The 25,652-nt window shown below is 33.8% G+C and carries 29 protein-coding genes and 1 tRNA gene; 21 read left to right on the forward strand and 9 right to left on the reverse strand.

What is annotated here, in order from left to right:
* Positions 1-8: 8 nt before the first annotated feature.
* The 7 genes from IMCC3317_RS21610 to IMCC3317_RS21640 all read left to right on the forward strand — a co-directional run bounded on the left by IMCC3317_RS21610 (position 9) and on the right by IMCC3317_RS21640 (position 6,688).
* Positions 9-1,433 (forward strand): ATP-dependent DNA helicase, encoded by a 1,425-nt coding sequence (locus tag IMCC3317_RS21610; protein WP_160131981.1) that lies wholly within the window; start codon positions 9-11, stop codon positions 1,431-1,433.
* Between the two features lie 75 nt (positions 1,434-1,508).
* Positions 1,509-2,222, forward strand: coding sequence for a 3-deoxy-manno-octulosonate cytidylyltransferase (gene kdsB / locus IMCC3317_RS21615; protein ID WP_174805968.1), 714 nt, complete (start codon positions 1,509-1,511; stop codon positions 2,220-2,222).
* Positions 2,213-2,911 (forward strand): HAD family hydrolase, encoded by a 699-nt coding sequence (locus tag IMCC3317_RS21620; RefSeq protein WP_160131549.1) that lies wholly within the window; start codon positions 2,213-2,215, stop codon positions 2,909-2,911. Before kdsB ends, IMCC3317_RS21620 begins: the two co-directional genes overlap by 10 nt.
* Positions 2,911-3,534, forward strand: coding sequence for a CatA-like O-acetyltransferase (locus IMCC3317_RS21625; protein WP_160131550.1), 624 nt, complete (start codon positions 2,911-2,913; stop codon positions 3,532-3,534). Before IMCC3317_RS21620 ends, IMCC3317_RS21625 begins: the two co-directional genes overlap by 1 nt.
* A gap of 46 nt (positions 3,535-3,580) precedes the next feature.
* A complete protein-coding gene (locus IMCC3317_RS21630; protein WP_170293864.1) occupies positions 3,581-4,663 on the forward strand; it encodes an iron-containing alcohol dehydrogenase family protein in 1,083 nt (360 codons plus the stop codon).
* Between the two features lie 461 nt (positions 4,664-5,124).
* The gene (locus IMCC3317_RS21635) at positions 5,125-5,682 is read left to right on the forward strand and encodes a 1-acyl-sn-glycerol-3-phosphate acyltransferase (RefSeq protein WP_160131551.1); all 558 of its coding nucleotides are present in this window, start codon (positions 5,125-5,127) and stop codon (positions 5,680-5,682) included.
* Between the two features lie 436 nt (positions 5,683-6,118).
* On the forward strand, positions 6,119-6,688 hold the full coding sequence (locus IMCC3317_RS21640; protein ID WP_160131552.1) for a hypothetical protein: 570 nt from the start codon (positions 6,119-6,121) through the stop codon (positions 6,686-6,688).
* A 272-nt stretch (positions 6,689-6,960) separates the two neighbouring features.
* On the opposite strand, the gene scpA is transcribed toward IMCC3317_RS21640, so the two are convergent.
* From scpA to udk, 4 genes are read right to left on the reverse strand one after another with little or no spacing between them, the layout of a single operon-like run.
* On the reverse strand, positions 6,961-9,093 hold the full coding sequence (scpA, locus tag IMCC3317_RS21645) for a methylmalonyl-CoA mutase (RefSeq protein ID WP_160131553.1): 2,133 nt from the start codon (positions 9,091-9,093) through the stop codon (positions 6,961-6,963).
* Between the two features lie 24 nt (positions 9,094-9,117).
* Positions 9,118-10,482, reverse strand: a complete 1,365-nt coding sequence (locus IMCC3317_RS21650; RefSeq protein ID WP_160131554.1) for a methylmalonyl-CoA mutase subunit beta — start codon at positions 10,480-10,482, stop codon at positions 9,118-9,120.
* The gene (locus IMCC3317_RS21655; RefSeq protein WP_160131555.1) at positions 10,479-10,784 is read right to left on the reverse strand and encodes an FtsB family cell division protein; all 306 of its coding nucleotides are present in this window, start codon (positions 10,782-10,784) and stop codon (positions 10,479-10,481) included. Before IMCC3317_RS21655 ends, IMCC3317_RS21650 begins: the two co-directional genes overlap by 4 nt.
* Before the next feature lie 50 nt (positions 10,785-10,834).
* Entirely contained in the window at positions 10,835-11,443 is a 609-nt protein-coding gene (gene udk / locus IMCC3317_RS21660; RefSeq protein ID WP_160131556.1) for a uridine kinase, read from the reverse strand.
* Between the two features lie 231 nt (positions 11,444-11,674).
* On the opposite strand from udk, the gene IMCC3317_RS21665 reads away from it, so the two are divergent.
* The 11 genes from IMCC3317_RS21665 to trxB all read left to right on the forward strand — a co-directional run bounded on the left by IMCC3317_RS21665 (position 11,675) and on the right by trxB (position 19,759).
* Positions 11,675-11,749, forward strand: a tRNA-Pro gene (locus tag IMCC3317_RS21665).
* A gap of 355 nt (positions 11,750-12,104) precedes the next feature.
* Positions 12,105-13,049: a polymorphic toxin type 23 domain-containing protein gene (locus IMCC3317_RS21670; RefSeq protein ID WP_160131557.1), complete on the forward strand. Its 945-nt coding sequence runs from the start codon at positions 12,105-12,107 to the stop codon at positions 13,047-13,049.
* A gap of 4 nt (positions 13,050-13,053) precedes the next feature.
* Positions 13,054-13,869: a hypothetical protein gene (locus IMCC3317_RS21675; RefSeq protein WP_160131558.1), complete on the forward strand. Its 816-nt coding sequence runs from the start codon at positions 13,054-13,056 to the stop codon at positions 13,867-13,869.
* Positions 13,870-13,914: 45 nt separating this feature from the next.
* Positions 13,915-14,829 (forward strand): hypothetical protein, encoded by a 915-nt coding sequence (locus IMCC3317_RS21680; protein ID WP_160131559.1) that lies wholly within the window; start codon positions 13,915-13,917, stop codon positions 14,827-14,829.
* Between the two features lie 35 nt (positions 14,830-14,864).
* On the forward strand, positions 14,865-15,701 hold the full coding sequence (locus IMCC3317_RS21685; RefSeq protein WP_160131560.1) for a hypothetical protein: 837 nt from the start codon (positions 14,865-14,867) through the stop codon (positions 15,699-15,701).
* A gap of 104 nt (positions 15,702-15,805) precedes the next feature.
* Positions 15,806-16,303, forward strand: a complete 498-nt coding sequence (locus tag IMCC3317_RS21690) for a hypothetical protein (RefSeq protein ID WP_160131561.1) — start codon at positions 15,806-15,808, stop codon at positions 16,301-16,303.
* 33 nt (positions 16,304-16,336) lie between these two features.
* Positions 16,337-16,759: an MgtC/SapB family protein gene (locus tag IMCC3317_RS21695; RefSeq protein WP_160131562.1), complete on the forward strand. Its 423-nt coding sequence runs from the start codon at positions 16,337-16,339 to the stop codon at positions 16,757-16,759.
* 140 nt (positions 16,760-16,899) lie between these two features.
* Positions 16,900-17,697 carry a hypothetical protein gene (locus IMCC3317_RS21700; RefSeq protein ID WP_160131563.1) on the forward strand — a complete coding sequence of 266 codons (798 nt, stop codon included), beginning with the start codon at positions 16,900-16,902 and terminating at the stop codon, positions 17,695-17,697.
* Positions 17,698-17,715: 18 nt separating this feature from the next.
* Positions 17,716-18,318, forward strand: coding sequence for a hypothetical protein (locus IMCC3317_RS21705; protein ID WP_160131564.1), 603 nt, complete (start codon positions 17,716-17,718; stop codon positions 18,316-18,318).
* Positions 18,319-18,330: 12 nt separating this feature from the next.
* Positions 18,331-18,603, forward strand: a complete 273-nt coding sequence (locus IMCC3317_RS21710; protein WP_160131565.1) for a hypothetical protein — start codon at positions 18,331-18,333, stop codon at positions 18,601-18,603.
* Between the two features lie 196 nt (positions 18,604-18,799).
* A complete protein-coding gene (gene trxB, locus IMCC3317_RS21715; RefSeq protein WP_160131566.1) occupies positions 18,800-19,759 on the forward strand; it encodes a thioredoxin-disulfide reductase in 960 nt (319 codons plus the stop codon).
* Between the two features lie 166 nt (positions 19,760-19,925).
* On the opposite strand, the gene IMCC3317_RS21720 is transcribed toward trxB, so the two are convergent.
* The 5 genes from IMCC3317_RS21720 to IMCC3317_RS21740 form a co-directional block, all read right to left on the reverse strand.
* Positions 19,926-20,648, reverse strand: a complete 723-nt coding sequence (locus tag IMCC3317_RS21720) for a head GIN domain-containing protein (RefSeq protein ID WP_160131567.1) — start codon at positions 20,646-20,648, stop codon at positions 19,926-19,928.
* Positions 20,649-20,662: 14 nt separating this feature from the next.
* The gene (locus IMCC3317_RS21725; protein WP_160131568.1) at positions 20,663-20,887 is read right to left on the reverse strand and encodes a hypothetical protein; all 225 of its coding nucleotides are present in this window, start codon (positions 20,885-20,887) and stop codon (positions 20,663-20,665) included.
* Between the two features lie 48 nt (positions 20,888-20,935).
* On the reverse strand, positions 20,936-22,663 hold the full coding sequence (locus IMCC3317_RS21730; RefSeq protein ID WP_160131569.1) for a PspC domain-containing protein: 1,728 nt from the start codon (positions 22,661-22,663) through the stop codon (positions 20,936-20,938).
* Positions 22,656-23,000 (reverse strand): PadR family transcriptional regulator, encoded by a 345-nt coding sequence (locus IMCC3317_RS21735; RefSeq protein WP_160131570.1) that lies wholly within the window; start codon positions 22,998-23,000, stop codon positions 22,656-22,658. The genes IMCC3317_RS21730 and IMCC3317_RS21735 overlap by 8 nt, the downstream gene beginning before the upstream one ends.
* Before the next feature lie 210 nt (positions 23,001-23,210).
* Entirely contained in the window at positions 23,211-23,675 is a 465-nt protein-coding gene (locus IMCC3317_RS21740) for a DUF4870 domain-containing protein (RefSeq protein WP_160131571.1), read from the reverse strand.
* 261 nt (positions 23,676-23,936) lie between these two features.
* Here IMCC3317_RS21740 and IMCC3317_RS21745 point away from each other — a divergent pair, with 261 nt between their 5' ends.
* The 3 genes from IMCC3317_RS21745 (at position 23,937) to IMCC3317_RS21755 (ending at position 25,650) form a co-directional block, all read left to right on the forward strand.
* Complete coding sequence (locus IMCC3317_RS21745; RefSeq protein WP_160131572.1) at positions 23,937-24,404, forward strand: DUF4442 domain-containing protein; 468 nt, start codon at positions 23,937-23,939, stop codon at positions 24,402-24,404.
* 80 nt (positions 24,405-24,484) lie between these two features.
* The gene (locus IMCC3317_RS21750) at positions 24,485-25,285 is read left to right on the forward strand and encodes a TIGR00266 family protein (protein WP_160131573.1); all 801 of its coding nucleotides are present in this window, start codon (positions 24,485-24,487) and stop codon (positions 25,283-25,285) included.
* A 167-nt stretch (positions 25,286-25,452) separates the two neighbouring features.
* Positions 25,453-25,650, forward strand: a complete 198-nt coding sequence (locus IMCC3317_RS21755) for a hypothetical protein (protein WP_160131574.1) — start codon at positions 25,453-25,455, stop codon at positions 25,648-25,650.
* The last annotated feature ends 2 nt before the right edge of the window (positions 25,651-25,652 follow it).

The following is a 25,652-nucleotide window of genomic DNA, read 5'->3' on the forward strand; positions in this document are numbered from 1 at the left end:
CTACAATTATGGATGCAACTACGTTTTACAAGTTATTGAAAAGTAAATTTCCACACGAAGTTACGCTCAAACAAGATGTAGTTTTACATAAACTTTCCGAATTTATTTATGGCGATGATAAAGATGCGTTGTTTCTTTTAAAAGGATATGCCGGAACAGGAAAAACAACAACTATTGGTACATTAGTTACGCATTTATGGAATACCAAAAAGAAATCGGTATTATTAGCGCCAACAGGTCGCGCGGCAAAAGTAATCAGTAATTACTCCAAACAACAAGCACACACAATTCATCGAAAAATATACTTTCCTAAAAAAGATAAAGGCGGCGGCGTAAGTTTTGTGTTGCAACCAAACAAACATCGGGACACGATATTTATTGTAGATGAAGCTTCTATGATTCCCGATTCGCCAAGCGATTCCAAACTATTTGAAAATGGTTCGTTGTTAGATGATCTAATAATGTACGTCTACTCAGGTCATAATTGTAAATTAATTTTAATTGGAGATACCGCACAGTTGCCGCCTGTAAAACTAGATTTAAGTCCAGCGTTGGACGAACGTACATTAGAACTAAATTACGATAAAAACGTTACTGTCATTGAGTTAGATGAAGTTGTGCGTCAAGATGCAGATTCTGGAATTTTAGTAAACGCGACAAACTTGCGTGAACAATTACGTGACGAATTTTACGCTGAGTTTAAATTTCAACTCTCCAATTTTCCAGATATTGTTCGGTTAATTGATGGCTATGAAATTCAAGATGCGATTAGCGATTCGTATTCCGATGACGGAAAAGAAGACATGGCAATTATTGTACGATCTAACAAAAGAGCCAACATTTACAATCAGCAAATTCGAAATCGCATCTTATTTAATGAAAATGAATTGTCTGCGGGCGATTATTTAATGGTTGTTAAAAACAATTATTTCTGGTTGCCACCAACTTCCGAAGCAGGATTTATTGCAAATGGCGATATTATTGAAGTATTAGAGATTTTTTCGATTAAAGAATTATATGGTTTTCGCTTTGCAGAAGTAAACGTACGAATGGTCGATTATCCAAATCAAATACCACTAGAAACGGTTTTGCTATTGGATACAATTAATGCAGAAACACCAGCATTACCGTATGAAGATGGAAACCGATTGTATCAAGAAGTCATGAACGATTACGCAGATGAAACTTCGAAATATAAAAAATTTCTAAAAGTAAAAGGCAACAAATTTTTCAATGCATTACAAGTAAAATTTAGTTACGCCATAACCTGTCACAAATCGCAAGGTGGACAATGGAAAACAGTATTCATTGAGCAACCATATTTACCAAACGGCGTTGGAAAAGAATATATGCGATGGTTGTACACAGCAATGACACGTGCCGAAGAAAAATTATATCTCATCGGTTTTTCTGATGAATTCTTTGTAGAATAATTAAAAAATTCTGTGTTAATTTAAAATAATTGTATTTTTGAGATCATAAAAGCAACACATTTGAAAATTATAGCAATGATTCCGGCTCGATATGCAGCTTCTCGATTTCCTGGGAAGCTCATGCAAGACTTGAACGGAAAAACCGTCATTACCCGAACGTATGAAGCAACTGTAGCTACCGGACTTTTTGAAGAAGTATACGTAGTAACGGATAGTGACGTAATTCGTGAAGAAATCATCAGCAATGGCGGAAAAGTCATCATGAGTCAAAAACAGCACGAATCTGGAAGCGATCGTATTGCGGAAGCTGTACAAAATGTGGAAGTTGATATTGTAATCAATGTGCAAGGCGATGAACCTTTTACCGAAAAAGAAAGTCTGGAAAAAGTAATCAATGTTTTTTATAAAGATCCAAACAAAGAAATAGATTTGGCTTCATTAATGGTGCAAATCAAAGATTGGGACGAAATCAAAAATCCGAATACGGTGAAAGTCATTGTAGATCAACGAAACTTTGCATTATACTTTTCACGTTCACCAATTCCATATCCTAGAGACGAAAATGCAGGCGCGAAATATTATAAACACAAAGGCATTTATGCGTTTCGCAAACAAGCATTGCTAGATTTTTATGAATTGCCAATGAAATCCTTGGAAGCTACTGAAAAAATTGAATGCATTCGCTATTTAGAATTTGGGAAGAAAATAAAAATGGTAGAAACTACGATAGAAGGCGTAGAAATTGATACACCAGAAGATTTAGAACGCGCAAAGAAACAATGGAAATAAACTACGATACAATAAAAGTGATTGCTTTTGATGCCGATGATACACTTTGGGTAAACGAAACCTATTTCAGAGATGTAGAACATAAATTTGCGCAATTGTTATCCGCATACGAAACCGAAAACACGATTGATCAAGAATTATTCAAGTTGGAAATGAAAAATCTTCCGATTTACGGATACGGAATTAAAGGTTTTGTGTTGTCTATGGTTGAAAGTGCTATTGAACTTTCCAACGGGAAAATTTCAAACAAAGTACTTTCCGAAATCATCGAATTAGGCAAAGAAATGATTGAAATGCCAGTAGAATTATTGGATGGAATTGAAGAAGTATTAGAACAATTAAGCAAAAAGTACAGATTATTAGTCTTAACGAAAGGCGATTTGCTCGACCAAGAACGCAAGCTTGAAAAATCTGGCTTGACCAAATATTTTCATCATGTAGAAGTGATGAGCGATAAAAAAGAAAAAAATTACACAGATTTGTTACAGCATTTAGAAATAGATGTAAACGAATTTTTAATGATTGGCAACTCACTAAAATCAGACGTTTTGCCAATTGTAAACATAGGAGGAAAGGCGATTCATGTACCATTTCACACGACTTGGCAACATGAAACAGTTTTACCAAATGAAGAATCTGACGAATATATTGTTGTAAAAAATATTGTTGAAGTGTTAAACTATTTGTAGTGAAGAAGTTAAATGTACACACATGGAATCGTAGAAAACATTTTGAGTTTTTCAATACGTTTCAAGATCCATTTTTTGCAGTTGCTGCGCCAATGAATGTAACGAAAGCACATGAATTTGCAAAAGCTTCTGGAAACAGCTTTTTTGCAGTCTATTTGCACGATTGTATGAAAGCAATCAATGAAGTGGAAGCGTTTCGATATCGGATTGAAAATGATACTGAAGTTGTGATTCATGAGGCAATTCACGCGTCAGCGACGATTATGCGACCTGACAAAACATTTGGTTTTTCGTTCATTGATTATGATGTGAATTTTGAAAAATTTAGGAAAAACATAGAAGCTGAAAAAGAACGAATTATCAATTCAGACGACTTGTTTCCGCCAAAAAATAGTGAAGATTGTATCTATGTTTCAGCGTTGCCTTGGGCAAGTTTTACAGGACATAAAGAGCCGTTTCACGGAAGAAAAGAATCGGTTCCAAGAATAGCTTTCAGTAAAATGGAAGTAGAGAAAACAAAGAAAAAAATGACGGTTTCAATATCGGTAAATCACGCATTGATGGATGGCTATCATGTAGGACAGTTTACCGAAAAGTTTCAAGAATATTTGTTGAAACACTAAAGAAACTATCATAATATTTATATTTACACTATTAAACTAACAAACTATGCAGTATAGAAACTTTCCAATGGTTCCCAGAGTAATTTTCGGAAGAGGAAGTTTTAACCAGATACAAGAAATTTTGACGCCAAAACGTGTAAACACAAAAGCGCCATTTATCTTTTTGGTTGATGAGGTTTTTCAAGACAATCCTTGGCTAATAGACAGAATTCCACTTCGTTTTTTAGATCAAATTATATTTGTATCAGCAGAAGAAGAACCCAAAACGTCGCAAGTAGATGCTTTGGTGGAAGAATTGAAATCGCGTTTTACACAAAATCCGTCAGGAATTATCGGAATTGGTGGCGGAACGTTGCTCGATATGGCTAAAGCTGTCGCAATAATGTTGACCAATGAAGGAAGCGCTGCCGATTATCAAGGTTGGGATTTGGTGAGTAATGAAGCCGTATATCATGTTGGAATTCCGACAATATCAGGAACTGGTGCGGAAGTTTCGCGAACTACGGTTTTAACTGGTCCAGAAAAAAAACTCGGAATCAACTCAGATTTCACACCTTTTGATCAAGTAATGTTAGATCCTGAATTGACGCGTGGTTTGCCGCAAAATCAATGGTTTTACACTGGAATGGATTGTTATATTCATTGTATAGAATCGCTCACAGGAACCTATTTGAATGCGTTTAGTCAGAGTTATGGCGAAAAAGCACTCGAATTATGTAGAAACGTTTTCTTAGAAAAAAATGTACGTGATGAAGATTCAGAAGATAAATTAATGATGGCTTCTTGGCATGGAGGAATGAGCATTGCATATTCGCAAGTTGGAGTCGCACACGCTATGAGTTACGGACTTTCGTACTTATTAGGAACAAAACATGGAATTGGTAATTGTATAGTATTCAATCATTTAGAAGAATTTTATCCGCAAGGAGTTTCTGAATTCAAAAAAATGGTTCGTAAACATGATATTGAAATCCCAACAGGAATCTGTAAAGATTTAACCGACAAAGAGTTTGACAAAATGATTGACATCGCGTTGATGTTAGTTCCACTTTGGGAAAATGCGTTGGGCAAAAATTGGCAAGAAATCATTACACGTGAGAAGTTGAAGAATATGTATAAGAAAATGTGACTTCGACATGGCTCAGTCACCGCTTTTTAGATCTGAGTTTTTAGTATTGAGTATTGAGATTTTTTCGCTGAAGGCGAAAGAAATTATAAATTTTTCAAAGCGTCACTTCGAGTGGCAAATCTTTGATTTGTTGTATCGAGAAGTGCTAGTAATCTAAATAGTTTCATAAAAAAGGCAAGTTTTCGTTCTAGAGTTGTTTTCGATATAATTTTCTATCGAAAATCACTCGAACTGATGTTTTGAATTATGAATGTTAAATGCTGAATTTTAAATGTAAAAATTTCTTAATTCATCATTGCGAGTGAAACCAAGCAATCTGTTTCTTAATTTTAGATAAAAGATTTTTAATTTTGCTAGAAGCAAGAACTAAACACAAACTTCTCCCAATTACACATTAGAATCCTTAAAACTTCATTAAATTAGCCAAGCTATCAAAAAGAAATACTAAAAACTTCCCCAAAATGATGCGAGCAATTTACAAGTTTATCTATTTCAAACTCATGGGTTGGAAAATTAAAGGTGAATTTTCCGATGAAGTAAAAAAATGTATTGTTGCGGTTGTGCCGCACACAAGCTGGCACGATTTCTTTATTGGTTTAATGATTAGAAGCATCACTAAAAAAGAAATCAATTACGTTGGGAAAAAGGAATTATTTAAGTTTCCATTTGGTTGGTATTTTCGTTGGACAGGCGGCGCGCCAATTGACAGAACACCAGGACAAAACAAAGTGCAAGCAATGGCAGCTGTTTTTGATGGAAAAGAAGAATTCCGCTTAACATTAGCCCCAGAAGGAACCCGAAAACGCGTAGACGAATTGCGCACAGGATTCTACTATATTGCAAAAGAAGCAAATGTGCCAATTACGTTAGTTGCGTTCGATTTTGGCAAAAAAGAAGTCAAAATAGACAAACCATATTACCCAACAGACGACATGGAAGCTGACTTCGCATACATTTACAAATTCTTTGAAGGCGTAGTTGGGAAAGTTCCTGAAAAGAGTTTTCGGTACAATGGATAATATTCTCAATATATTAAAAAAACTTATAAACTTTACTAATAAAGCAAGTTACAAATACTACATTTCGTAGTATTTTTTTTGTGATAAATTTTGTTGACAATACTGTAAAAAATAGTTTTGTAGAAAATTCTTATTTATTTTTTTGATTTTTAATATGATTATTGTAATTTAAAGAGTTGAAAATCATGATTTTACACATGATTTCATTTGTCGTAGAAATAACAGGAATTCTTGTTATGCAGCAATTAAATACTATAATAGTCAATAAAAACGCCTATTGACACCTCGTAATTATGATAAATGGTGGAAATAAGTTGAAGCACCAAGTAAAAATAAAAAAGATACTTCGCGCTATAATAGTATTCTATGTTGCGCAGTGAGTGGAATACCAATGTGTCAACTTATCCAAAAATAAGGGCATAAAATAACCAACACCATGAAAAAAACAGTTAAATACTTATCAATGATTGCACTTGCGTTCGCCTTTTTACTAAGTGGCTGTACGAGCGATCAAGAAGCCACACAATCAAACGAAGAAAATGCAGCAAAATCGGAATTACCAATTATAGAAGCTGATTGGGTAGAAATTGGATACATAAAAGATGGAATGCCATATATAACATTCGATACGAAAAAAGCTTTGAATACACTTAGCGAAAACATGAAAAAATACGCTAACATCGATGAGAATTACACAAGTGTCTATGTCGCTAGTATAGATGAGGACTATAATTTACTCTTTGAAGGGAAAACATATCGGACTTCATTTTATGTAAAAGCGATAAAATCAACCGAAAAATTAGCAACAGAAGCTTCATATAGATTAGTAGTTGCACGTAAAATAACCTGTACGACTTCCGAATGTTCTCATGAAGCAACAGGATGCGCGGTAAAATATGATCCTGATAACCTTGACCTACCATATTGTTCTCCTTGTGCAAATGGAGGGAAATGTACTAAAACAGATATTAGTAACAGTGATGCAGTAGCAACTGGAGTATTCTAATTATCAATAAAATAGCTTAAAAATATACTTGAATTAATTCCTAAAATTGGAATTAAAAAGCAGAAAAATAAAAACCTATTATTTTATTTTTCTGCTTTTTTTATGTGAAGTTATACCAATTGTTATTTGAAATGAGCCTAAAATAATTTGAATTATAGTGCGTCCAGATGAAATTGAAAATTAAAGCATAGCATCGTTACGGTTTTATTTTATATTGAAGTATGGACGCAATAGAAACAAATTATTAGGTTCATTTTAAGTGATAATTGGTATTATTCTTCATTAATCAAAATCTCCAATAACTGAATCGCCGCTTCGCTAATTTTTGTTCCAGGACCAAACACGGCAACTGCGCCAGCATCAAATAAAAATTGATAATCTTGATGCGGAATTACGCCACCAACAATTACCATAATATCTTCGCGCCCGTACTTTTTTAACTCAGCAATTACTTGCGGAACTAAGGTTTTGTGTCCAGCCGCTAATGAAGAAACGCCTAAAATGTGAACATCGTTTTCCATGGCTTGCTTTGCCGCTTCCGCAGGCGTTTGGAATAATGGTCCAATATCTACGTCAAAACCAACATCGGCATAACCTGTGGCAACAACTTTTGCGCCTCTATCATGTCCGTCTTGTCCCATCTTTGCAATCATAATTCGCGGTTGACGACCTTCTAATTCGGCAAATTTGGCTGCCAATTCTTTTGCTTTTTTAAACGAACTATCGTCTTTTATTTCTTTGCTATACACGCCTGAAAATGATTTTATTTGTGCTTTATATCTTCCGAAAACAGCTTCTAGTGCATCTGAGATTTCTCCTAATGTTGCTCTTTTTCGTGCTGCGTCTACTGCCAACGTAAGTAAGTTTTCATTCCCAGATTTCCCTGCTGCTGTCAATTTCTCCAACGCTTCCGTAACTTCCGTAGCGTTTCGGTTCTCTTTCAATGTTGCCAAACGCGCCAATTGCGCAGTTCGAACGGTTTGATTGTCTACTTCTAAAATATGTAAAGGATCTTCTTTTTCGAGTCTGTATTTATTTACACCAACAATGACATCTTGTCCAGAATCTATTCGTGCTTGTTTTCTTGCTGCTGCTTCTTCAATTCGCATCTTCGGAATTCCTGCTTCAATTGCTTTGGTCATTCCGCCTAATTCTTCCACTTCTTCAATAAGTTTCATCGCTTTATTTGCGATTTCATGCGTCAGTTTTTCAACATAATAACTTCCTGCCCAAGGATCAACCGTTTTCGTAATCTTCGTTTCTTCTTGTAAATATATTTGTGTGTTTCGCGCAATTCGTGCAGAAAAATCAGTTGGTAATGCAATTGCTTCATCTAAGGCATTGGTATGCAAACTTTGCGTTCCGCCAAATGCTGCAGCAGAAGCTTCAATACAGGTTCGTGCTACATTGTTAAACGGATCTTGCTCTGTGAGACTCCAACCACTTGTTTGACAATGTGTACGAAGAGATAATGATTTTTGATTTTTTGGGTTGAATTGTTTCACGAGTTTTGCCCACAACATTCTGGCAGCTCTCAACTTTGCAATTTCCATAAAATGATTCATACCAATTGCCCAGAAGAAAGAGAGGCGAGGCGCAAAGGTGTCAATGTCCATTCCGGCAGCTAAACCTTTTCGGATGTATTCCAAACCATCTGCTAACGTATATGCGAGTTCAATATCGCAGGTTGCGCCAGCTTCTTGCATGTGATAACCAGAAATGCTAATGCTGTTAAATTTCGGCATGTGTTCCGATGTATATTCAAAAATATCAGAAATGATTTTCATTGATGGCGATGGCGGATAAATGTACGTATTCCGCACCATAAATTCTTTTAAAATATCATTCTGAATCGTTCCTGCTAAGTGTTTCGGATCTACGCCTTGTTCTTCTGCAGCGACAATATAAAACGCCATAATTGGCAAAACTGCGCCGTTCATGGTCATGGAAACCGACATTTTATCCAATGGAATTTGATCAAAAAGAATCTTCATATCTTCCACAGAATCAATGGCAACGCCCGCTTTTCCAACATCACCAACTACGCGTTCATGATCGCTGTCATAACCACGATGTGTTGCCAAATCGAATGCAACTGATAACCCTTTTTGTCCTGCGGCTAAGTTTCTTCTGTAAAAGGCATTACTATCTTCTGCGGTAGAAAATCCTGCATATTGGCGAATTGTCCAAGGTCGGCGAACAAACATTGTTGAATATGGTCCACGAAGATTTGGCGCAAGTCCAGCTACAAAATCCAAGTGTTTTACGTCTTGCATATCTGCTTCGCTGTACGTTGCTTTTACTTCAATGTCTTCCGCAGTTGTAAATACACTTTCTGCGTTTTTTGTTGAAATCGCTTTCGCTGAATTTCCTAAAGTGATATGTTGAAGATTTTTTCTAGCCATTTTATAATCTTATTTTTTGAAAAATTACTCTTGCTTGAGGCGTTCTTTTTCTAATTTCGTTGCTAAACGTCTTAAACTAATAGGAATGATTGCTACTTTTTTCACTTCATTTTTTGAAAAAGGTTCTATTTCCAAATCGTGTTTCATACGATCTTCCGAGTTTGGATATTTGTTAGTTCCGAGTAAAACTTCTTTCCCTTCATCAAATAAAGCTTGTTCTTTTTCGGCACTTTCTTTTATCTTTCGATAGATAGTTTCTGCTTTTAATTGCTTTAAGAAACCGCCAGAAGCTTCTATGTCTTTAAATAGAATCAATGCTTTTTCTGCAAGTTGATTCGTGATATTTTCTATGTAATATGCACCTTCTGTCGGATTGTTCGTTTTGTCAAAATAACTTTCATCTTTTAAGATTCTGAGTTGATTTCGAGAAATTCTATCTCCAAATTCGTTTGCTTTATGATATAATGAATCGTATGGTAAATTATACACAAAATCTGCGCCACCTAAAACTGCGCTCATGCATTCTGTCGTGGTTCGCAACATGTTTACATTGTAATCATACAACGTTTTGTTACGTTTTGAAGGTGAAGCAATTATGATACAATTTTGATCTAAATTATATTCTTTCGCCAAAATACTCCATAAGTGACGTAATGCTCTGAGTTTGGCAATTTCAAAGAAATAGTGAGTTCCAACCGAAACATTGAACGTAATTTTGTTCGTAATTTTTGAACCAAAATGATTCAAGTATTCGTTTGCGTGTGAAAGTGCGTACGCCAATTGTTGCACCATTGTTGCGCCTGCGTTTTGATATGTGTCAACGTGAATCGTTACCGAACTTCGGAAACCTTCTAGCGTCATAATATTTTCTAACGCTTCATGATCTTTCGTAGTATTTTCAAACCAATTTCCTGTGGAAGCCAAATTTCCTATGATATCAACTCCAATCGTGATACTTGCTGTGTGTTCTTTCGCAAAAGCGGAAATAGTAGTACAATAATCCACAGACAAGAATTCCATTTCTACATGAATAGGAACATTTTGAACGTCAATATCTTTTAGAAGTGTTTTGATAGAAATGGCTGTGTTTGAGATAATGAGCACAACACTTTCTGCGCCTCTTTCTAGGATGTCTTTTATTTCGGTGTTTGCTTCGTTGGCATCAGTCACAACAACGCGTTGCGATATTTTCCAATTCGTAGTTTGCGTTGCAATTGGTACGATATTTCCAAACGTTTCACTGTGGTAAAATGGCGTAATGTCAATTCCTTCTTGCGTAGCCGTAATTAATGTCTGATTGTAGTCAGCACCTTTTAGATCGACTTGTATTTTTTGTTTCCATTGCGCAGCAGAAACAGGGTCAAATTCGTCAAATAGTGACTTGCTCATTCGTTTTTTATTTTTAGGCTATCTGCGTATTCTATGATGTAGATTTCTTCGTTTTCTTTTTTCATGAAATAGCGTTCGCGTGCAAATTTCTCCAATTCTTCCATACTTGAGAATTTTTTGATATTTTCACGATCTTTTGTGATTTCGAGTTGAAGATTTTCTTTCTGTTTTTCTAAAAGTTCAATTTGTCTATTGAGTTCTCCGTGTGTCGAAAACCAAGAGTTTGCATCTAAAAATAGCATCCATAAGATAAATATGGCGGAGATAATGATGTATATATTTTTGAGCTTGTTTAGATTCATTTTTTGTGCAATTGCGCTAGTGTCAAAATATGATATAAATGTACTAAATATTAGGTTAATCGTTCGGTAATAATTGTGCGTACAATATCAACGGCGACTGTGTTGTAGCGATTGTTTGGAATTATGATGTCTGCAAATTCTTTTGTTGGCTCAATAAACTGCGTGTGCATTGGCTTTAGCGTTGATTGATATCTGCTTAATACTTCGTTGATATCGCGTCCACGTTGTGTAATATCTCGTTTTATTCTTCGGATGAGACGTTCGTCAGAATCGGCATGTACAAAGATTTTAATGTCGCACATTTCACGAAGTTCCGCATTTGTTAGAATTAGAATTCCTTCTACAATCATTACTTTTCGCGGAAGCGTATGAATTGTATCGCCTGTACGATTGTGTTTTACAAACGAATATACAGGTTGATCGATTTCATTTCCTTTTTTTAATTCTTTTAAATGTTTGCACAATAAATCGAAGTCAATTGATCGCGGATGATCGAAGTTAATTTTTGTACGTTGCTCATAATTTAGGTGTGAAGTATCGTTATAGTAGGAATCTTGCGAGATGACTCCAACTTCATTTTCGGGCAATTGTTTTATAATTTCGTTTACTACGGTGGTTTTTCCACTTCCAGTTCCTCCGCCAATACCAATAATGAGCATATATTTCGTGTTTTTTAGATGTTACAAAATTAAGTAAATTATTCATGAAAGTTATTTTTTAAAAATAAATAGTTTTTGTCTTTGTGTTTCGATAAAAGCACTATATTTGCATTCCAATTTTTAGGGCATAGTTTTGAATTCTTATCGAAAAAAAACTATAGCAAACACACTTTTCGGGGTGTAGCCTCTCGACGTTACTCGAGATAAACTACACTACGAATTTTACACTTTCGGGGTGTAGCGTAGCCCGGTCATCGCGCCTCGTTTGGGACGAGGAGGTCGCAGGTTCGAATCCTGCCACCCCGACAAAAAAAGCTTTGCATTTTGCAAGGCTTTTTTTTTGGAATATAGTTGAGCTTGCTCAAAAATATATTTCTAAAAAAAAGAATTGTGGGAACGAAGTGAATCAAAGCTTTATTAGCAACGTTCCTTTTCTCAGGATCACAATTTGTAATCCTGCCACCCCGACAAAAAAAGCTTTGCATTTTGCAAGGCTTTTTTTTATGCGATATATTTTAGCTTACTTAAAATGATGATTACGCATAAATAGTAATGAGTCTATAAAGAAAAACTTCTTCTTGTTAGAAAATGAATTTCACTGTAACGATGTAGATTGCTAATTATTTGTATATTTAGAATGGAAATATTCTAAATTTTAGTTATGAAATACGTACGAATTGGTCTTGCTATTTATTTTCTTCTGTTATATACGAATCGTACAATTGCTCAGAATGATTTTTCAAATTCAAACTCAGATATTACCTATGGTGTTTCCACGAAAGTGAATATTGAATTTAGCAATGTAAGTGGTCCTGCGTTTAAGTTTAGTTTGACAGGCGGAATTGGGTACGATATTGAAAATGTTTTTTTACCAACAGTTCATACAGGAATTCTTCTGTTTAATAGTAATAGCGTTGGAGCAGATCAAAGTAAAAAATGGTATAATATGCAAGCGCATTTTTTTATAAATACAACTGCAACTGCGCGTTTGGATAAAAGAGATTTTGGCTATTTTGAAAGAAATGTTCCTTTGTATCATTTTGCCGATTTTACAGCAAATCCGCTTCAAAATCCATATAAAACGTCTGTCAGTTACGGATTGAACTGGATTTTTGTCCAAGATAAAAAACAACAGCGCACAGGATTTTTCAATTTGAATGTAATGGGGAGAGCGCAGATTAGTTATTATAATGACGGCGGACCAATTTTAGGTTGGGCAGGCGATAATAGAGATCGATATTACACTGGCGGCGTTACTATAAGTTATCACGGAGATATAACCGATCTTATTGACCTTGTAGAACTTAGTTATCATAAATATACAGGATATCAAAAACATGCTTTTGATGTGGCAGATCATTTGCAAATTGACTTTTTGAATTATCAGGATACCAAACAGTTTGCTTTTAACCAACAGCGATGGCGACTTAATTTTTCTAATTTAGAAAATGGTTTTGGCGGAAGTGTTTCAATTTATAATAAAGGAAATTTAGACCTTCAAGATTTTTTACATTTTAATACGAACGTTCCGTATCATCCAGATTATTATCAAGGATATCGTTGGATGATTGGTGCTAGATACGAATACAATCATACAAAATTTTAGAGAGATGAAAAAAACAATATATATAATCAGTATACTTTGTGTACTTACGTCTTGTAGATCAGGTCTTTATTTAGTAGATGAATCTTATGTTGATGAAAATAAAAAAGATACGAAAACATTTGATGTAGCTAATTTTGACGTATATGTATTTAGTATTTGTGAAGATTTTACAAAAGAAGGAGAAGACTCAAGATTAGAAAGATTTTGTGATTGTCCTGAAATTTTTTTTGATGTTACTTTGACAAAAGATATTAGAAAAGTTGAGGAATTGTATGTGTTGAAACATAAAAAAACAGACCTTATTTTATATTTCACTACATTTTCTCATAAGTATATTGATAGAGGAGAACGTTTTTTGAACAAGCGAAAAATTTACGAAAACACCATTATTTTGGAGCAGATAGAATATGTGTATATAGGTAATTTGGATGCTACAAAAAATAAGATTCATTTTCAAGGAAATGAAAAATTGAAAGATGTTATTTTATATTTTGATCCAAACGAATTTCCGCAAAAACTTTTTTTTACAGAAGCAAATATGGCAACTTCAGAAAATCGGTATAGTATTGCTGAAAAAATTTCTTTAAATAATATATTTAAACAAGATATTACGTATTCAAAATCTAATTATAAGATAGATTATTACAGAAAAAAATATGAAAACGAACCTTATAACGTCAACCAAATAAAGGTAATTTCTAAAAAAGGAGAACTAGAAGTCGTTTTTGGATTTAAGAATTTTGAGCAGTATTATAAAATGGCAGCTAAGCGGATTAGATATTCTCCAAGTTATGAATCGATTGAAGAAGGAAAAAAATAACGTACAATCTTATTATATTTGATAATTCTCAAAATAATTTTTAATATGAAATCAAAATTACTATTATTTATAGTTGCAATACTTACTTTTATTGCTTGCGGAAGTGACAAAAAGAAAACTGAAAAATCAACTGTAAATACTGAGGAAACAATAAAAGATTCAACTATTGACAACGTAACTTCAGAAGTGAAAGCTACTACTCCAGAAGATAAAATTGCAGTAATTAGAGAACGTTTTGCACACGTAGAAAATCAAATTAAATCATTAGAAAAAAAGACAATTACTGTTGAAGAAAGTGGAGGCGAATCCATACTTGAAGGTTATTTTAATGATCAAAAACCTGTAAAGATTATTCAAAATCAATATAGTGGACATTGGGCAGGTACAACTTCTTATTATTTTATGAATGGAACGTTATTTTTCGTGTTTCAACAAGAAACTAGCGAAGCTTCTTTACGTGGACCTTTTACGGATAAAGAAGTTCGAACTTGTATTTATGACGGAGAACTTATTAGCGTGTTGGAGAAAGAAAAAACGGTTGCTAAAATTGAAGAAATGAATCTGGAAAAAGTTCAAAATATTAATGTAACCGAGCAATGGAAATCAAAACCTGATGTTGTTTCAAATTATATAAAAGATGCGCAAAAAAATAGCCAGATGCTATTAGAAACGTACGAAATAGTTGGATTGAAAGATGGACGTTGGATAAATACAGAAGACACCAATTCGGGAATTGAAATTAAAAATGGCAGCTTTTTCATGTTTACCAAAGTCGCTGATAGAACTGTGAGCACTCCATATGATTATGAATTGGATGAAAAAGATGGAATTGAATATTTAACGTTGAAGAATACTAAAGGTCAAATGATAATTTACGGATTGTTAGAATATTCTGAAACCAGCTTGGTTTTGAGTTATTTGGATAAAGGAAGCACACTTACTTATACAAGAGAAAAGTAGTTATATGATTTAATTTTTCACAGTAGAATTTATACATGACAGAATTCATAGAACGTTATAAAAAGTTATCTGATAAAGAACTTTTAGCCATAATTGCTAACGCATCAAGTTATACGTCAATTGCATTAGAAGCTGCAAAACAAGAATTGATTGCTCGTGGAATTTCTCCAGATCATTTGGCGGAATTAGAGACGCAAAATATTATAGATACAAAGGAAAAAGAAGCATTGCTACAAAAACGCAAAGTGGAGCGAGAAAGATCGAAAACAGATTTTTTTACGTTGTTTATTACTGTAAACCCTTTTTTGAAACAGCTAGCATCTCATGAAAGACTCATTCGGATCATGAGCTGGATTTTCACAGTAATTTCCATATATGTTATTTTTGTTTTGGTGTATTTTATTAAAACTTATGGATACCTGTTTACTGTAAATCAGTATGAAATTGGGGAATATTTTGATTATCAATTTTCAAGATATGGTATAGGAACAAGCTACCTATTGTTATGTTTGGTATACATTATTTCAATTATTCCTGGAACAATTCTATTTTGGAAACGGAAAAGACTCGGTTGGGTTTTGACTACATTTTATATGGTTTCAGTTGCCGTTGGCTTATTTTTCTTATTGCTTTATTATACAACTAAACCTGGGTATCAATTTAATCGAATGGTTGATGAATTTATGATGTCAGACCTTCCAATGTGGTATAGTTTGTATATAGCATTCTTGGTGTTTTGTTTGTATGTATTATTTAAAGGAAAAGTGAAAAATGTTTTTAAGATAAAAAAAGGAGTTGGATTTTTAATAGTAATTTTAGCTATTATATTTCAAGTTTTACTTTGGTATCCTTTTATTACATTAATTAAGTAATGTAAACACAGTATCAACAGAAGCTAGCAGTTTTTTCATTTGCAATAGTTTTAAATACAATCTTATTTATACATTTGAAATACAATCAAATACAAAGAATTTTTATGGAAAATAATATGCAGCAGTTAACTCCAACTAAATTTATACAAACATTGACTATAATTTATAGCGCTTTATTGATTGGTTTGCTATTGTTTATTGGATTTGTGTTATTTCAATTTAGTGACGGAATGATACCAGAATTAGATACAAACGACACACTACTTTTCATATATCCTGTTATTGCAATTGCTGCTATTTATGGGAGTCAGGCGATCTTTAAAAAGTTGGTCGCTTCCGCAGAAAAGAAACCAGATTTAAAGTCAAAATTGGTAAGTTATCAAATAGCTTCCATTATAAAGTTTGGACTTATTGAAGGTTCAATATGTATAGGAATTGTACTTTCATTAATCACAGGAAACACAGCTTATATTGCAATTGCAGGCGTTTTGATTGTTTATTTTTTAATGCAAAGACCAACACGAACCAAAATTGAGAGCGATTTAAACTTACACGGAGAACTTCGAAATCAATTTCAAAGATATGATGAAGTTATTGATTGATTTAAAAATAGTTAGAAAAAACACATACCGAATATGACAACAACCGATTTTTTATTAAGACTGTGCGCTGCGTTATTAGCAGGTGTTTTTATAGGTTTTGAACGCCAATGGCAACGCAAATCTGCCGGACTTAAAACCAATACAATGGTAGCCACAGGAGCTGCAATATTTACAATGCTTTCCGTTCAGTTGAACGATCATTCTGGTGATGCCGACGTTACAAGAATCATTGCACAAATAGTAACTGGTGTTGGGTTTTTGGGCGCAGGTATTATTTTTAAAGAAGGAACAAATGTCCACGGTTTAACTACAGCCGCAACTATTTGGTGCAGTGCAGCAATTGGTTGTGTTGCTGGAGTAGGCTTTTTTATAGAAACAGCAATATGTACCGCTTTAGTACTCATCATTAATATTGTATTACAACCTTTAGATAATTGGCTCAAAAAACGAAAATAGTAATTATAAGACTTTAGAAGCAATCAGCAGCTAGAAAACAACTACGTACAATCCCTTGATTTTAAAACGCGTATTTGTGCTACTTTTAAATGCGCGTTTTAAATCGTATGTTTGGTAAAACTGTATAAAACCATATTAGTATGCCAACCTCAAACCCAACACCAACTCCGACACCAAATCCAGTAGCAGCGGATGAAGCTTCAAAACCTGCGGCGGCAGCCCCAAAAGGTATTCACAAAGGAGTTTCCGACCACCTTATGATAGAAATAAAGGAAGAGTTAGAAAATATGCTTTCGTTTGCTATGCGAAACGGAAAAATTATTAATACAGAATTGAATCCTTTGATTGAAAGTAATAATCTAGATGATTTAATCAATGCACATAATATATTGGCTAAAAATGTCGCGCCAGCAACTCCAAAATCAATTAAATTTCTTAAAAAGTTAAATGCCACAGATAGTCGCGGAAGAATTGTACTTAGTAAATTACCTGTCATTCGAAACTTGATTATACTCGCACTATTATTCCTAGCACTTTTTATTGGTACTTCATTATCGAGTCAAGTAGATCAAGCATCACTTGCCAAAGGTGTATTAGCAAATTCTGGAACAGATTTATTACTCAATTTAGTATTTATATGTGCAACTTCAGGTATGGGAGTTATCTTTTATTTATTGAAAAGTGTAAGTGAAGCAATTCAACATGGAACTTTAATGCCTGAGCAATCTATTTATTATGTAGGTTTGATTGTTTTGGGAATTATGTCTGGATTAATTTTATCAGAAATTGTATCTACGTATAACAATGGAGAGGAATTAACCGTTTTTAATAGTTCGGTGTTAGCACTCGTAGGAGGATTTTCTTCAGATGCAATATTTAGTATACTACAAGGAATCATCAATAAAATTAAAGCGCTGTTTACATCAGGCAACGACTAAATTCTTAAATAAAAATATATGAAATTAATCATAAAAAGTATCCTCATTATGTTTGTTGCCGTAAGTATTACTGCTTGCGCTTCTATTCCTGCATCTACGGTAACGTTGTCACAAGAAGTTATATCTGAAGCTGACTCGATGCATAAATTAAACATTGCTTTGGTAAATCAATTATTTGATGAACGAAAAGAAAAAGTGAACGATTTTATTAATAATCAATACATTCCATCGTTTGTTAAAAACTTTGAAGCAAAGATTCCTGCTGGTGTAGATATTAAAACAGAATTGCCAAATATTTTAAAAAGTGTAATGCCAGTTATTAGCAGAAAACGCGATTCGCTTCAAGGTTTAGTGGATGCGCAACGTACGCAAGTCATTACTTCATTAAACGAAAGTTATACAAATTATCAACGTGCAAGTAGTACGTTACAAAACTTAATTAGTTCGGCTGTAAAGTTAAAACAATCAGAAACCAATACGTTGGCACAAATACAAAGTTTAGCTGGTACAAATATCAACGTTGGAAAAATAGAAAGTCATTTGGACAGTTTACTGGTCAAAACAGGAAGTGGATTTGATAAGTTATTAAATGTAAAATCAGCAATAATCGGAAACAACTAAAATAGAAAACGTATGAGTGATAATATAGATTGGGGTAACCTCGCAAACCAAGCCGCAGATGAAACTGATGCTGAATTTAGTACAACTATTACAAGTCTAACAAATATAAGTATTACGGAGATTAACGAATTTATTAAGCAAAGTGAAATTAGCAATGCCAACGCTGTCAAAGTATTACAGGAAATTAATAATGCAGCCGCTTCAAACACAGCCAAAGCAGACGCAATTGCCAATATTGACAATGGAGTTAGTTTCTTAATCAGTTTGGCAACTAAAGTTGTATAAAATCAGTATTATCCGATAAAAGATATAAACCTAAAACCTAAATATAGTAGAAAAGCAATAGCATATTTTATATGTTGTTGCTTTTTTTTTGGAGATATTGAACAGTTCGAAAATATTTGTTCATAAATTTTATGTAAGGAACTCATATAAAAACCTACTTTTGTTAAATATCATTTAATAGTTTAGAAAAAAGAATATGTCAGATACAAATACAACATTAGATTGTTTAATTATTGGAAGTGGACCTGCTGGATATACAGCAGCTATTTATGCAGCAAGAGCAGATATGCATCCTGTAATGTACACAGGAATGGAGCCAGGAGGACAATTGACCACAACAACTGAAGTTGATAACTTTCCAGGATATCCGCAAGGAACCGATGGAACTGCAATGATGGAAGATTTAAAAAATCAAGCCACTCGTTTTGGAACCGACGTACGTTTTGGATATGCAACGCGTGTAGATTTTGCAAAAGAAGCAGGCGGAATTCATAAAGTATATATTGATGATGGAAACGGAGAAAAAGAATTCTTAGCAAAATCTGTCATCATTTCTACTGGAGCTTCTGCAAAATACTTAGGATTAGAAAGTGAAGAACGTTTAAAAGGTGGAGGCGTTTCTGCATGTGCTACGTGCGACGGATTTTTCTATAAAGGACAAGATGTTGTTGTTGTTGGTGGTGGAGATACTGCGGCAGAAGAAGCTACATTTTTAGCAAAACTTTGTAGAAAAGTAACGGTTTTGGTTCGTAAAGACGAAATGAAAGCGAGTAAAGCAATGCAACATCGTGTAAATAATACTAAAAACTTAGAAGTACTTTATCACACAGAATTAGATGAGGTTTTAGGAAAAATGGTTGTGGAAGGTGTTCGTGTTGTAAACAATCAAACAAAAGAAAAACGTGAAATTGCTGTTACAGGAGTTTTCATTGCAATTGGTCACAAACCAAATACAGATATGTTTAAAGGAATTTTGGACATGGATGATACAGGATACTTAATTACAGGTGCAAAATCGACCAAAACAAATTTACCAGGTGTTTTTGCGGCAGGCGATGTACAAGATAAAGAATACAGACAAGCCGTTACAGCTGCAGGAACAGGTTGTATGGCAGCATTGGATGCCGAACGTTATTTATCAGCTGTTGAAGCGTAAGTAGAAAAATTTAGTATTTTTTGAAAAAAGAGAAAAGATCGTTACTTCGACTCCGCTCTGCACAAGTCGCTTTTAGAATCAAGATTTAACATAAAAAAAACGCGCTAAAATTTAATTTAGCGCGTTTTTTTGTATTTTCTCATAAACTCATTTTCAAATTGCAAAATCACTCCTTATGAACTCCGCCGGAAACCGACTTATTCTTAGAAACTGATTCAGGATTTCCGTAATAATGAACATCGCCACCGCTAGAACCTTTGGCTACTAATTTTTCAGAAACAGTTACGGTTACATCAGCGCCACTACTTGCCGAAGCATTGCAATCTTTTGCGTTTAAATCTCTTGCTTGAATATCACTTCCGCTACTTGCGTCTGCGACTAAAGAATCTGCGGTTCCTGTAATCTTAATACCAGCACCACTAGAGGCAGAACACGTTACATGTACAGCTTCTACTTCAATCCTAATATCTGCGCCGCTAGAGCTTTTTACTTCAATATTCTCAACAATAAATAATTCTGTCGAATATACATCTGCGCCGCTTGAAGCTACTACTTTTTCAAGTATTGGTAAGCTTACATAAATCTTCTTAGACTCGCAACGCCCAATATTTTTTTCTGTATGAATCGACAAAACTCCATTTCTAATATCAGTAGAAATAAGTGAAATAATATTTTCATCGGCTTCTACTTCAATAGCAGCAATTTCTGACTGTGTAATATACACGTCAAGTCCTTGGGAAGCTCTAATCTCTGTAAAAGTTTCGTCAGCATCTCTTTCTTCTGTGACAACATTTCCGTTTCCAGTAATTCCAGAATCAAAATTAAAATTACAAGAAGTGATAAGTAAGCTAAGTATAGCTATGGTAATAAATCGTGCTAAAGTGATCATAATGGTTAGTGTTTTTAAAATGTTATTGATTGATGATTATTAATTTTTAATAGTAAAAAAATAGCGATACTAATTACGATTCCTGTTGGAAGTCCAACAAATATGCCCGCGTATATCCATTCGTTTGGTAAACTATGTAATGGATAATAATATGCTGCAATTTTACCAACAAACAACCCAACTACTAAAACTGTGATGAGCAGTTTTAATAGTGTATATATGGATTGCGAATTGTTCATTTTTTGATTGATTTTGGTTAAATTTAATTTTGATTGATGTATTTCCTATTAATTATTATCTGTGTTTGTTGGAACGCTATCACGTTTTACATTCACATTTTGATCTTTACTTTTAATATTGATATCTACTTTATCTGAATTGATGGTAATTGAACTTTTCTTTTTACTCTTTAATTGATTGATATTTGGCGTATCACAATCCAAACACTTCAAATCGTCGTCAATAACTTGATAATGATTTTCTTCTTCTTTTTTTCCTAAAATATCTCCTGAACGAGGCGAATTTCTATGGTAAGAACGTGTATTTTTTTCAGCAAAAATGATAGCACCTTCTGGTAAATACAATATAATTTCTATTTCTTGTTGGTTGTATTTATCTTTCGGATCAAATAGAAAATAACCATCAAGCTTCAACGTATTATTTTCAAAAACGTAGTTATAATTAATTGCTTGAGCACGTTCTCTTGCTTTTGCATACGAAACTCCGCCAGCATTTCTGTTAATTCGTATGCGAGCATTGTCGCTATCAGTTGGTTTTACAATAAGTCTTACAGATTTTGAAAACAAAACAATATCTCCATTATCCTTATATTCTACCTGATAATCATGATGATATCTGTATGATGAGCGATCATATTCTTCATTTTTCATCATTTTCACGGTAATCGTGTCATTTGCACTAATCGGCAACTCTGTTTTAGAGGATACAGAAGCTTCAATATCATGATGTAAAGCTGCGTTAGAAGCAATAAACCCGATTCCAATACAGGATCCTATCCAAAGGATGAATAATGCAACCTTTGCCGTCGTTCCAATTGATTTTGAATTTTTTACTAAAATTCTAATTCCTAAAATAAACAATACAATCGCAGGAATTCCTAGTGCAAACAGCATTAACAATCCTAAAACCCACCTTGGTGTGTGATTGATAATTCCTAAATCTCTATAATAAATTGATTCATCTCCTAAGATAATATCCATATTATAAAAACTCACACCAAGTGCCGACATGATTACACTAATTAAAATAGATGCCGCTATGATTATAAAAATGATACCAAAAAACTTTGCTAAAATTTTCAATAATACCATGATGAAATCACCTAATGAATCAAAGAAGGAAGATGCACTATTTTTAGCTTTCTGACCAACCTGATCGAAATCTACATCACTTAATCTTTCCTGAACATCATCCAATCCTTCCTTGATTTTTTTCTCAATATTGGTAATGTTCGCGGGCTTTCCCGCCATCGCTAGTTTTTCACTAGTTGTCGTAGCTTTTGGTATCACAACCCAAAGAATAATATATACCAATACTGGTGATCCTGCGCCAACGAATAAAACAAATAGCACTAAAAGTCGAATCCAAAGCGCATCAATTCCGAAGTATTGCGCAAAACCGGCACACACACCACCAATGAACTTATTGTCGTAATCTCTGTATAATTTCCGATACGTTCCATTTTCACGACGATTATAATTGGTCTTAGGTTCGTCTTCAAAAATTTCGTCGTCTACCAAGTAATCTTCTGGTTGTCCCATAATGCCGATTACTTCTTCAACTTCTTTCATGCTAATCACTTGTCGCTCACTTTTCATGCGTTCCGAAAGCAATTCGGCAACTCTAGCTTCAATATCAGCGATAATTTCATCTCGTCCTTGCGAGTCTGTAAAGGAGCGTTTGATAGCGTTTAAATAACGCTGTAAACTGTTATAGGCTTCTTCATCAATATGAAAAAACATATTTGCTAAATTAATATTGATTGTCTTATTCATTAGTGGTCTTTTTTTGGCGTGTTACGAGTGATACGGCATTTTGTAAATTGTCCCAAGTGGTATTCAGTTCTTTAAGAAATAATCTTCCTGTTTCTGTAAGTCCATAATATTTTCTTGGCGGACCAGAAGTCGATTCTTCCCAACGATAACTCAATAAACCTGCGTTTTTCAGTCTTGTCAGTAGCGGATAAATTGTTCCTTCTACGACAAGCATTTTTGCGTCTTTCAATGTGCTAAGTATTTCTGCTACATATGCATCCTGATCTCTCAAAATGGATAAAATACAATACTCTAACACACCTTTGCGCATCTGTGCTTTTGTGTTTTCTATCTTCATGTTTTCATGTGTCTTTTAATGATACTGTTCGTTTTTTGATTGATGATTTCATTGATTGATGATGATTGATTGATGATGATGATTGATTGATTGATTGATTGATTGATTGATTGATTGATTGATTGATTGATTGTTTGTTTGTTTGTTTGTTTGTTTGTTTGTTTGTTTGTTTTACACTGAGTTGAGTCGAAGTGTTGATTGATGCTATTTTTATTTGATGAATCTAATAGTTAATGGATACCGATACTTTTCGCCTTCATTTGCTTTCATTGCTGCCAGAATGGTGTACGTAATATTTACGGCAAAAAATAATAAATGTCCAATTCCAATAACAATTCCTGCAATAGTTAACTGATGCATATTAAATCCATCATTCAAGTCGATGCTAAAACTATTAAATCCTAAAATATTCCATGTGTTTGTCGTATGTATTTGAAATAAAATAAAAAATGGAATTGCAAACATAGCTGCAACAACTTTATAACAAAACAGACTCAACTGAAAGTTTAAGGCTTCTTTTCCATGATGATCTATATATTCAGATTCCTTCTTATACATCGCCCATAAAATTAGTGGAAGTATAAAATTTCCGAACGGAAAAAAGTACTTACTAAAAGTAGTTGCATGCAAAACTGTAGCGACGTTTTTTTGATGTTTTGTGATTGCAGTGTCCATAACCTATTATTTTCTTATGCAAATATATGGTTAAAAAAAGGTATTATGCAAAACATAGTACTAAAATTTAACATTTTTTAACATTTCAGTGTAAATTTAAAAACAATAAAATGACATTTAATATATTGATTATCATAAGTTTATAGCTAAATTATGATTTTATAAAATATTTTTTCAGAAACAAAGTAAAGTTCAACTTTTTGTTAAAATCATTCATTTTTTTGTATTTTGCAATCTCGAATTTAAAGAATATTACAAAAAATGGCTAAAAAATTGACTCCATCTAAAATAAATACCTTCTTACTTTTTAAACTTCCATCGGCTTTTTTTTCAGGTGTTCGATTGAAAGAAATCACGCAAGAAATTGCAACCGTAACCGTGAAACATCGTTGGATTAATCAAAATCCATTCAAATCATTATACTGGGCAACACAAGGAATGGCTTCTGAGTTGGCAACTGGTGTTTTGGTAATTCAAGAAATTGAAGGTTCTGGCGAAAAAATTTCTATGTTGGTGCGTTCACAAAAAGGAACATTTACAAAAAAAGCAACTGGAAGAATTCGGTTTATCTGTAAAGATGGATTAAAAGTAAAAAATGCTATTGAAAAAGCCATCGCAACTGGCGAAGGACAAAGTATTACACTATATGCAGAAGGATTTGATGAAGCTGGCGAAAGTGTTTCTAATTTTGAATATGAATGGGGAATTAAACTGAAAAAGAAAAAATAAGTGTAACAAAACTGTCCTTTTAACTTCTAATAAAACGCAATCAACACTTCGATTTAACTCGGTGTAAAAAAACAAAAACAATGACAGCACACGAAATTGATTACCAAATTTACGGCGCAGAAATGCAATATGTGGAAATAGAACTAGATCCGCAAGAAGCCGTTGTGGCAGAAGCAGGAAGTTTTATGATGATGAACGACGGCATTAGTATGAACACCATATTTGGCGACGGATCTAACCAAGATAAAGGAATTCTTGGAAAACTATTCTCAGCGGGAAAACGAGTATTAACTGGCGAAAGTCTGTTCATGACATCTTTTTTAAATACGAGCGCTTTTGGCGTAAAAAAAATAAGTTTTGCAGCGCCATATCCTGGAAAAATTGTTCCAATTGACTTAACAAATTACAGAGGAAAATTCATCTGTCAAAAAGATGCATTTCTATGTGCAGCAAAAGGTGTAACTATAGGAATTGAATTCTCCAAAAAATTGGGTCGTGGATTATTTGGCGGCGAAGGCTTCATTATGCAAAAACTAGAAGGCGACGGAATGGCGTTTGTAAACGCTGGCGGAACGTTGGCACGAAAAGAATTAGCTCCTGGCGAAATTTTACGAGTAGATACAGGCTGTATTGTCGGTTTTACACAAGATGTCGATTACGATATTGAATTTGTTGGCGGCATTAAAAATACACTTTTTGGAGGCGAAGGAATGTTCTTTGCAACCTTAAAAGGACCAGGAATTGTCTACGTGCAATCATTGCCGTTTAGTCGTTTGGCAGGAAGAGTTATCGCAGCATTACCAAATGGCGGAAACAGCAAAGGAGAAGGAAGTATTTTAGGAAGTATTGGCGATTTATTGGATGGCGATAATCGTTTTTAACAGTTCAATCGGACTCCATAAAAAGTACAATCATTCTTCTTACATTTGTTAAAGTTTTGCTCAAAAAGTACAAAAATGGTTTTTTTTTACTACTTTTAAATAACTAAAAAAATAAGCCTATACACAATATTACTCTTAAAATTTTTAACCTAAAACCCTCGTTAAACATGTCAAGAGCAATGTTTGATTACACAAAGACTATACTCAAAAAAGTAAGCTTTGATCCATCATTATTTTGTAGAGAATTACAAAAAGCTTTACAAAGACTGTTACCTCACGAAATTGAAGAATTGAAAATTTGGATCAATTCGTTAGTAGTAGCAAATCCACAATTAGACCAATGTTTGATCTATTTAAAACCATAAAT

It is taken from the genome of Kordia antarctica (assembly GCF_009901525.1).
In the GTDB taxonomy this organism is placed as follows: domain Bacteria; phylum Bacteroidota; class Bacteroidia; order Flavobacteriales; family Flavobacteriaceae; genus Kordia; species Kordia antarctica.

Excerpts from the sequence above, each read along its gene's own strand:
- IMCC3317_RS21640 (WP_160131552.1), top strand. The coding sequence starts at position 6,119 with ATGAAAAAAACAGTTAAATACTTATCAATGATTGCACTTGCGTTCGCC.
- IMCC3317_RS21750 (WP_160131573.1), top strand. The coding sequence starts at position 24,485 with ATGACAGCACACGAAATTGATTACCAAATTTACGGCGCAGAAATGCAA.
- IMCC3317_RS21685 (WP_160131560.1), top strand. The coding sequence starts at position 14,865 with ATGACAGAATTCATAGAACGTTATAAAAAGTTATCTGATAAAGAACTT.
- IMCC3317_RS21695 (WP_160131562.1), top strand. The coding sequence starts at position 16,337 with ATGACAACAACCGATTTTTTATTAAGACTGTGCGCTGCGTTATTAGCA.
- IMCC3317_RS21700 (WP_160131563.1), top strand. The coding sequence starts at position 16,900 with ATGCCAACCTCAAACCCAACACCAACTCCGACACCAAATCCAGTAGCA.
- IMCC3317_RS21710 (WP_160131565.1), top strand. The coding sequence starts at position 18,331 with ATGAGTGATAATATAGATTGGGGTAACCTCGCAAACCAAGCCGCAGAT.
- IMCC3317_RS21650 (WP_160131554.1), bottom strand. The coding sequence starts at position 10,482 with ATGAGCAAGTCACTATTTGACGAATTTGACCCTGTTTCTGCTGCGCAA.
- IMCC3317_RS21730 (WP_160131569.1), bottom strand. The coding sequence starts at position 22,663 with ATGAATAAGACAATCAATATTAATTTAGCAAATATGTTTTTTCATATT.
- IMCC3317_RS21675 (WP_160131558.1), top strand. The coding sequence starts at position 13,054 with ATGAAAAAAACAATATATATAATCAGTATACTTTGTGTACTTACGTCT.
- IMCC3317_RS21610 (WP_160131981.1), top strand. The coding sequence starts at position 9 with ATGGATGCAACTACGTTTTACAAGTTATTGAAAAGTAAATTTCCACAC.
- IMCC3317_RS21720 (WP_160131567.1), bottom strand. The coding sequence starts at position 20,648 with ATGATCACTTTAGCACGATTTATTACCATAGCTATACTTAGCTTACTT.
- IMCC3317_RS21705 (WP_160131564.1), top strand. The coding sequence starts at position 17,716 with ATGAAATTAATCATAAAAAGTATCCTCATTATGTTTGTTGCCGTAAGT.
- IMCC3317_RS21690 (WP_160131561.1), top strand. The coding sequence starts at position 15,806 with ATGGAAAATAATATGCAGCAGTTAACTCCAACTAAATTTATACAAACA.
- trxB (WP_160131566.1), top strand. The coding sequence starts at position 18,800 with ATGTCAGATACAAATACAACATTAGATTGTTTAATTATTGGAAGTGGA.
- IMCC3317_RS21620 (WP_160131549.1), top strand. The coding sequence starts at position 2,213 with ATGGAAATAAACTACGATACAATAAAAGTGATTGCTTTTGATGCCGAT.
- IMCC3317_RS21635 (WP_160131551.1), top strand. The coding sequence starts at position 5,125 with ATGATGCGAGCAATTTACAAGTTTATCTATTTCAAACTCATGGGTTGG.
- IMCC3317_RS21680 (WP_160131559.1), top strand. The coding sequence starts at position 13,915 with ATGAAATCAAAATTACTATTATTTATAGTTGCAATACTTACTTTTATT.
- udk (WP_160131556.1), bottom strand. The coding sequence starts at position 11,443 with ATGCTCATTATTGGTATTGGCGGAGGAACTGGAAGTGGAAAAACCACC.
- IMCC3317_RS21740 (WP_160131571.1), bottom strand. The coding sequence starts at position 23,675 with ATGGACACTGCAATCACAAAACATCAAAAAAACGTCGCTACAGTTTTG.
- IMCC3317_RS21670 (WP_160131557.1), top strand. The coding sequence starts at position 12,105 with ATGAAATACGTACGAATTGGTCTTGCTATTTATTTTCTTCTGTTATAT.
- kdsB (WP_174805968.1), top strand. The coding sequence starts at position 1,509 with ATGATTCCGGCTCGATATGCAGCTTCTCGATTTCCTGGGAAGCTCATG.
- IMCC3317_RS21655 (WP_160131555.1), bottom strand. The coding sequence starts at position 10,784 with ATGAATCTAAACAAGCTCAAAAATATATACATCATTATCTCCGCCATA.
- IMCC3317_RS21725 (WP_160131568.1), bottom strand. The coding sequence starts at position 20,887 with ATGAACAATTCGCAATCCATATATACACTATTAAAACTGCTCATCACA.
- scpA (WP_160131553.1), bottom strand. The coding sequence starts at position 9,093 with ATGGCTAGAAAAAATCTTCAACATATCACTTTAGGAAATTCAGCGAAA.
- IMCC3317_RS21735 (WP_160131570.1), bottom strand. The coding sequence starts at position 23,000 with ATGAAGATAGAAAACACAAAAGCACAGATGCGCAAAGGTGTGTTAGAG.
- IMCC3317_RS21755 (WP_160131574.1), top strand. The coding sequence starts at position 25,453 with ATGTCAAGAGCAATGTTTGATTACACAAAGACTATACTCAAAAAAGTA.
- IMCC3317_RS21745 (WP_160131572.1), top strand. The coding sequence starts at position 23,937 with ATGGCTAAAAAATTGACTCCATCTAAAATAAATACCTTCTTACTTTTT.
- IMCC3317_RS21630 (WP_170293864.1), top strand. The coding sequence starts at position 3,581 with ATGCAGTATAGAAACTTTCCAATGGTTCCCAGAGTAATTTTCGGAAGA.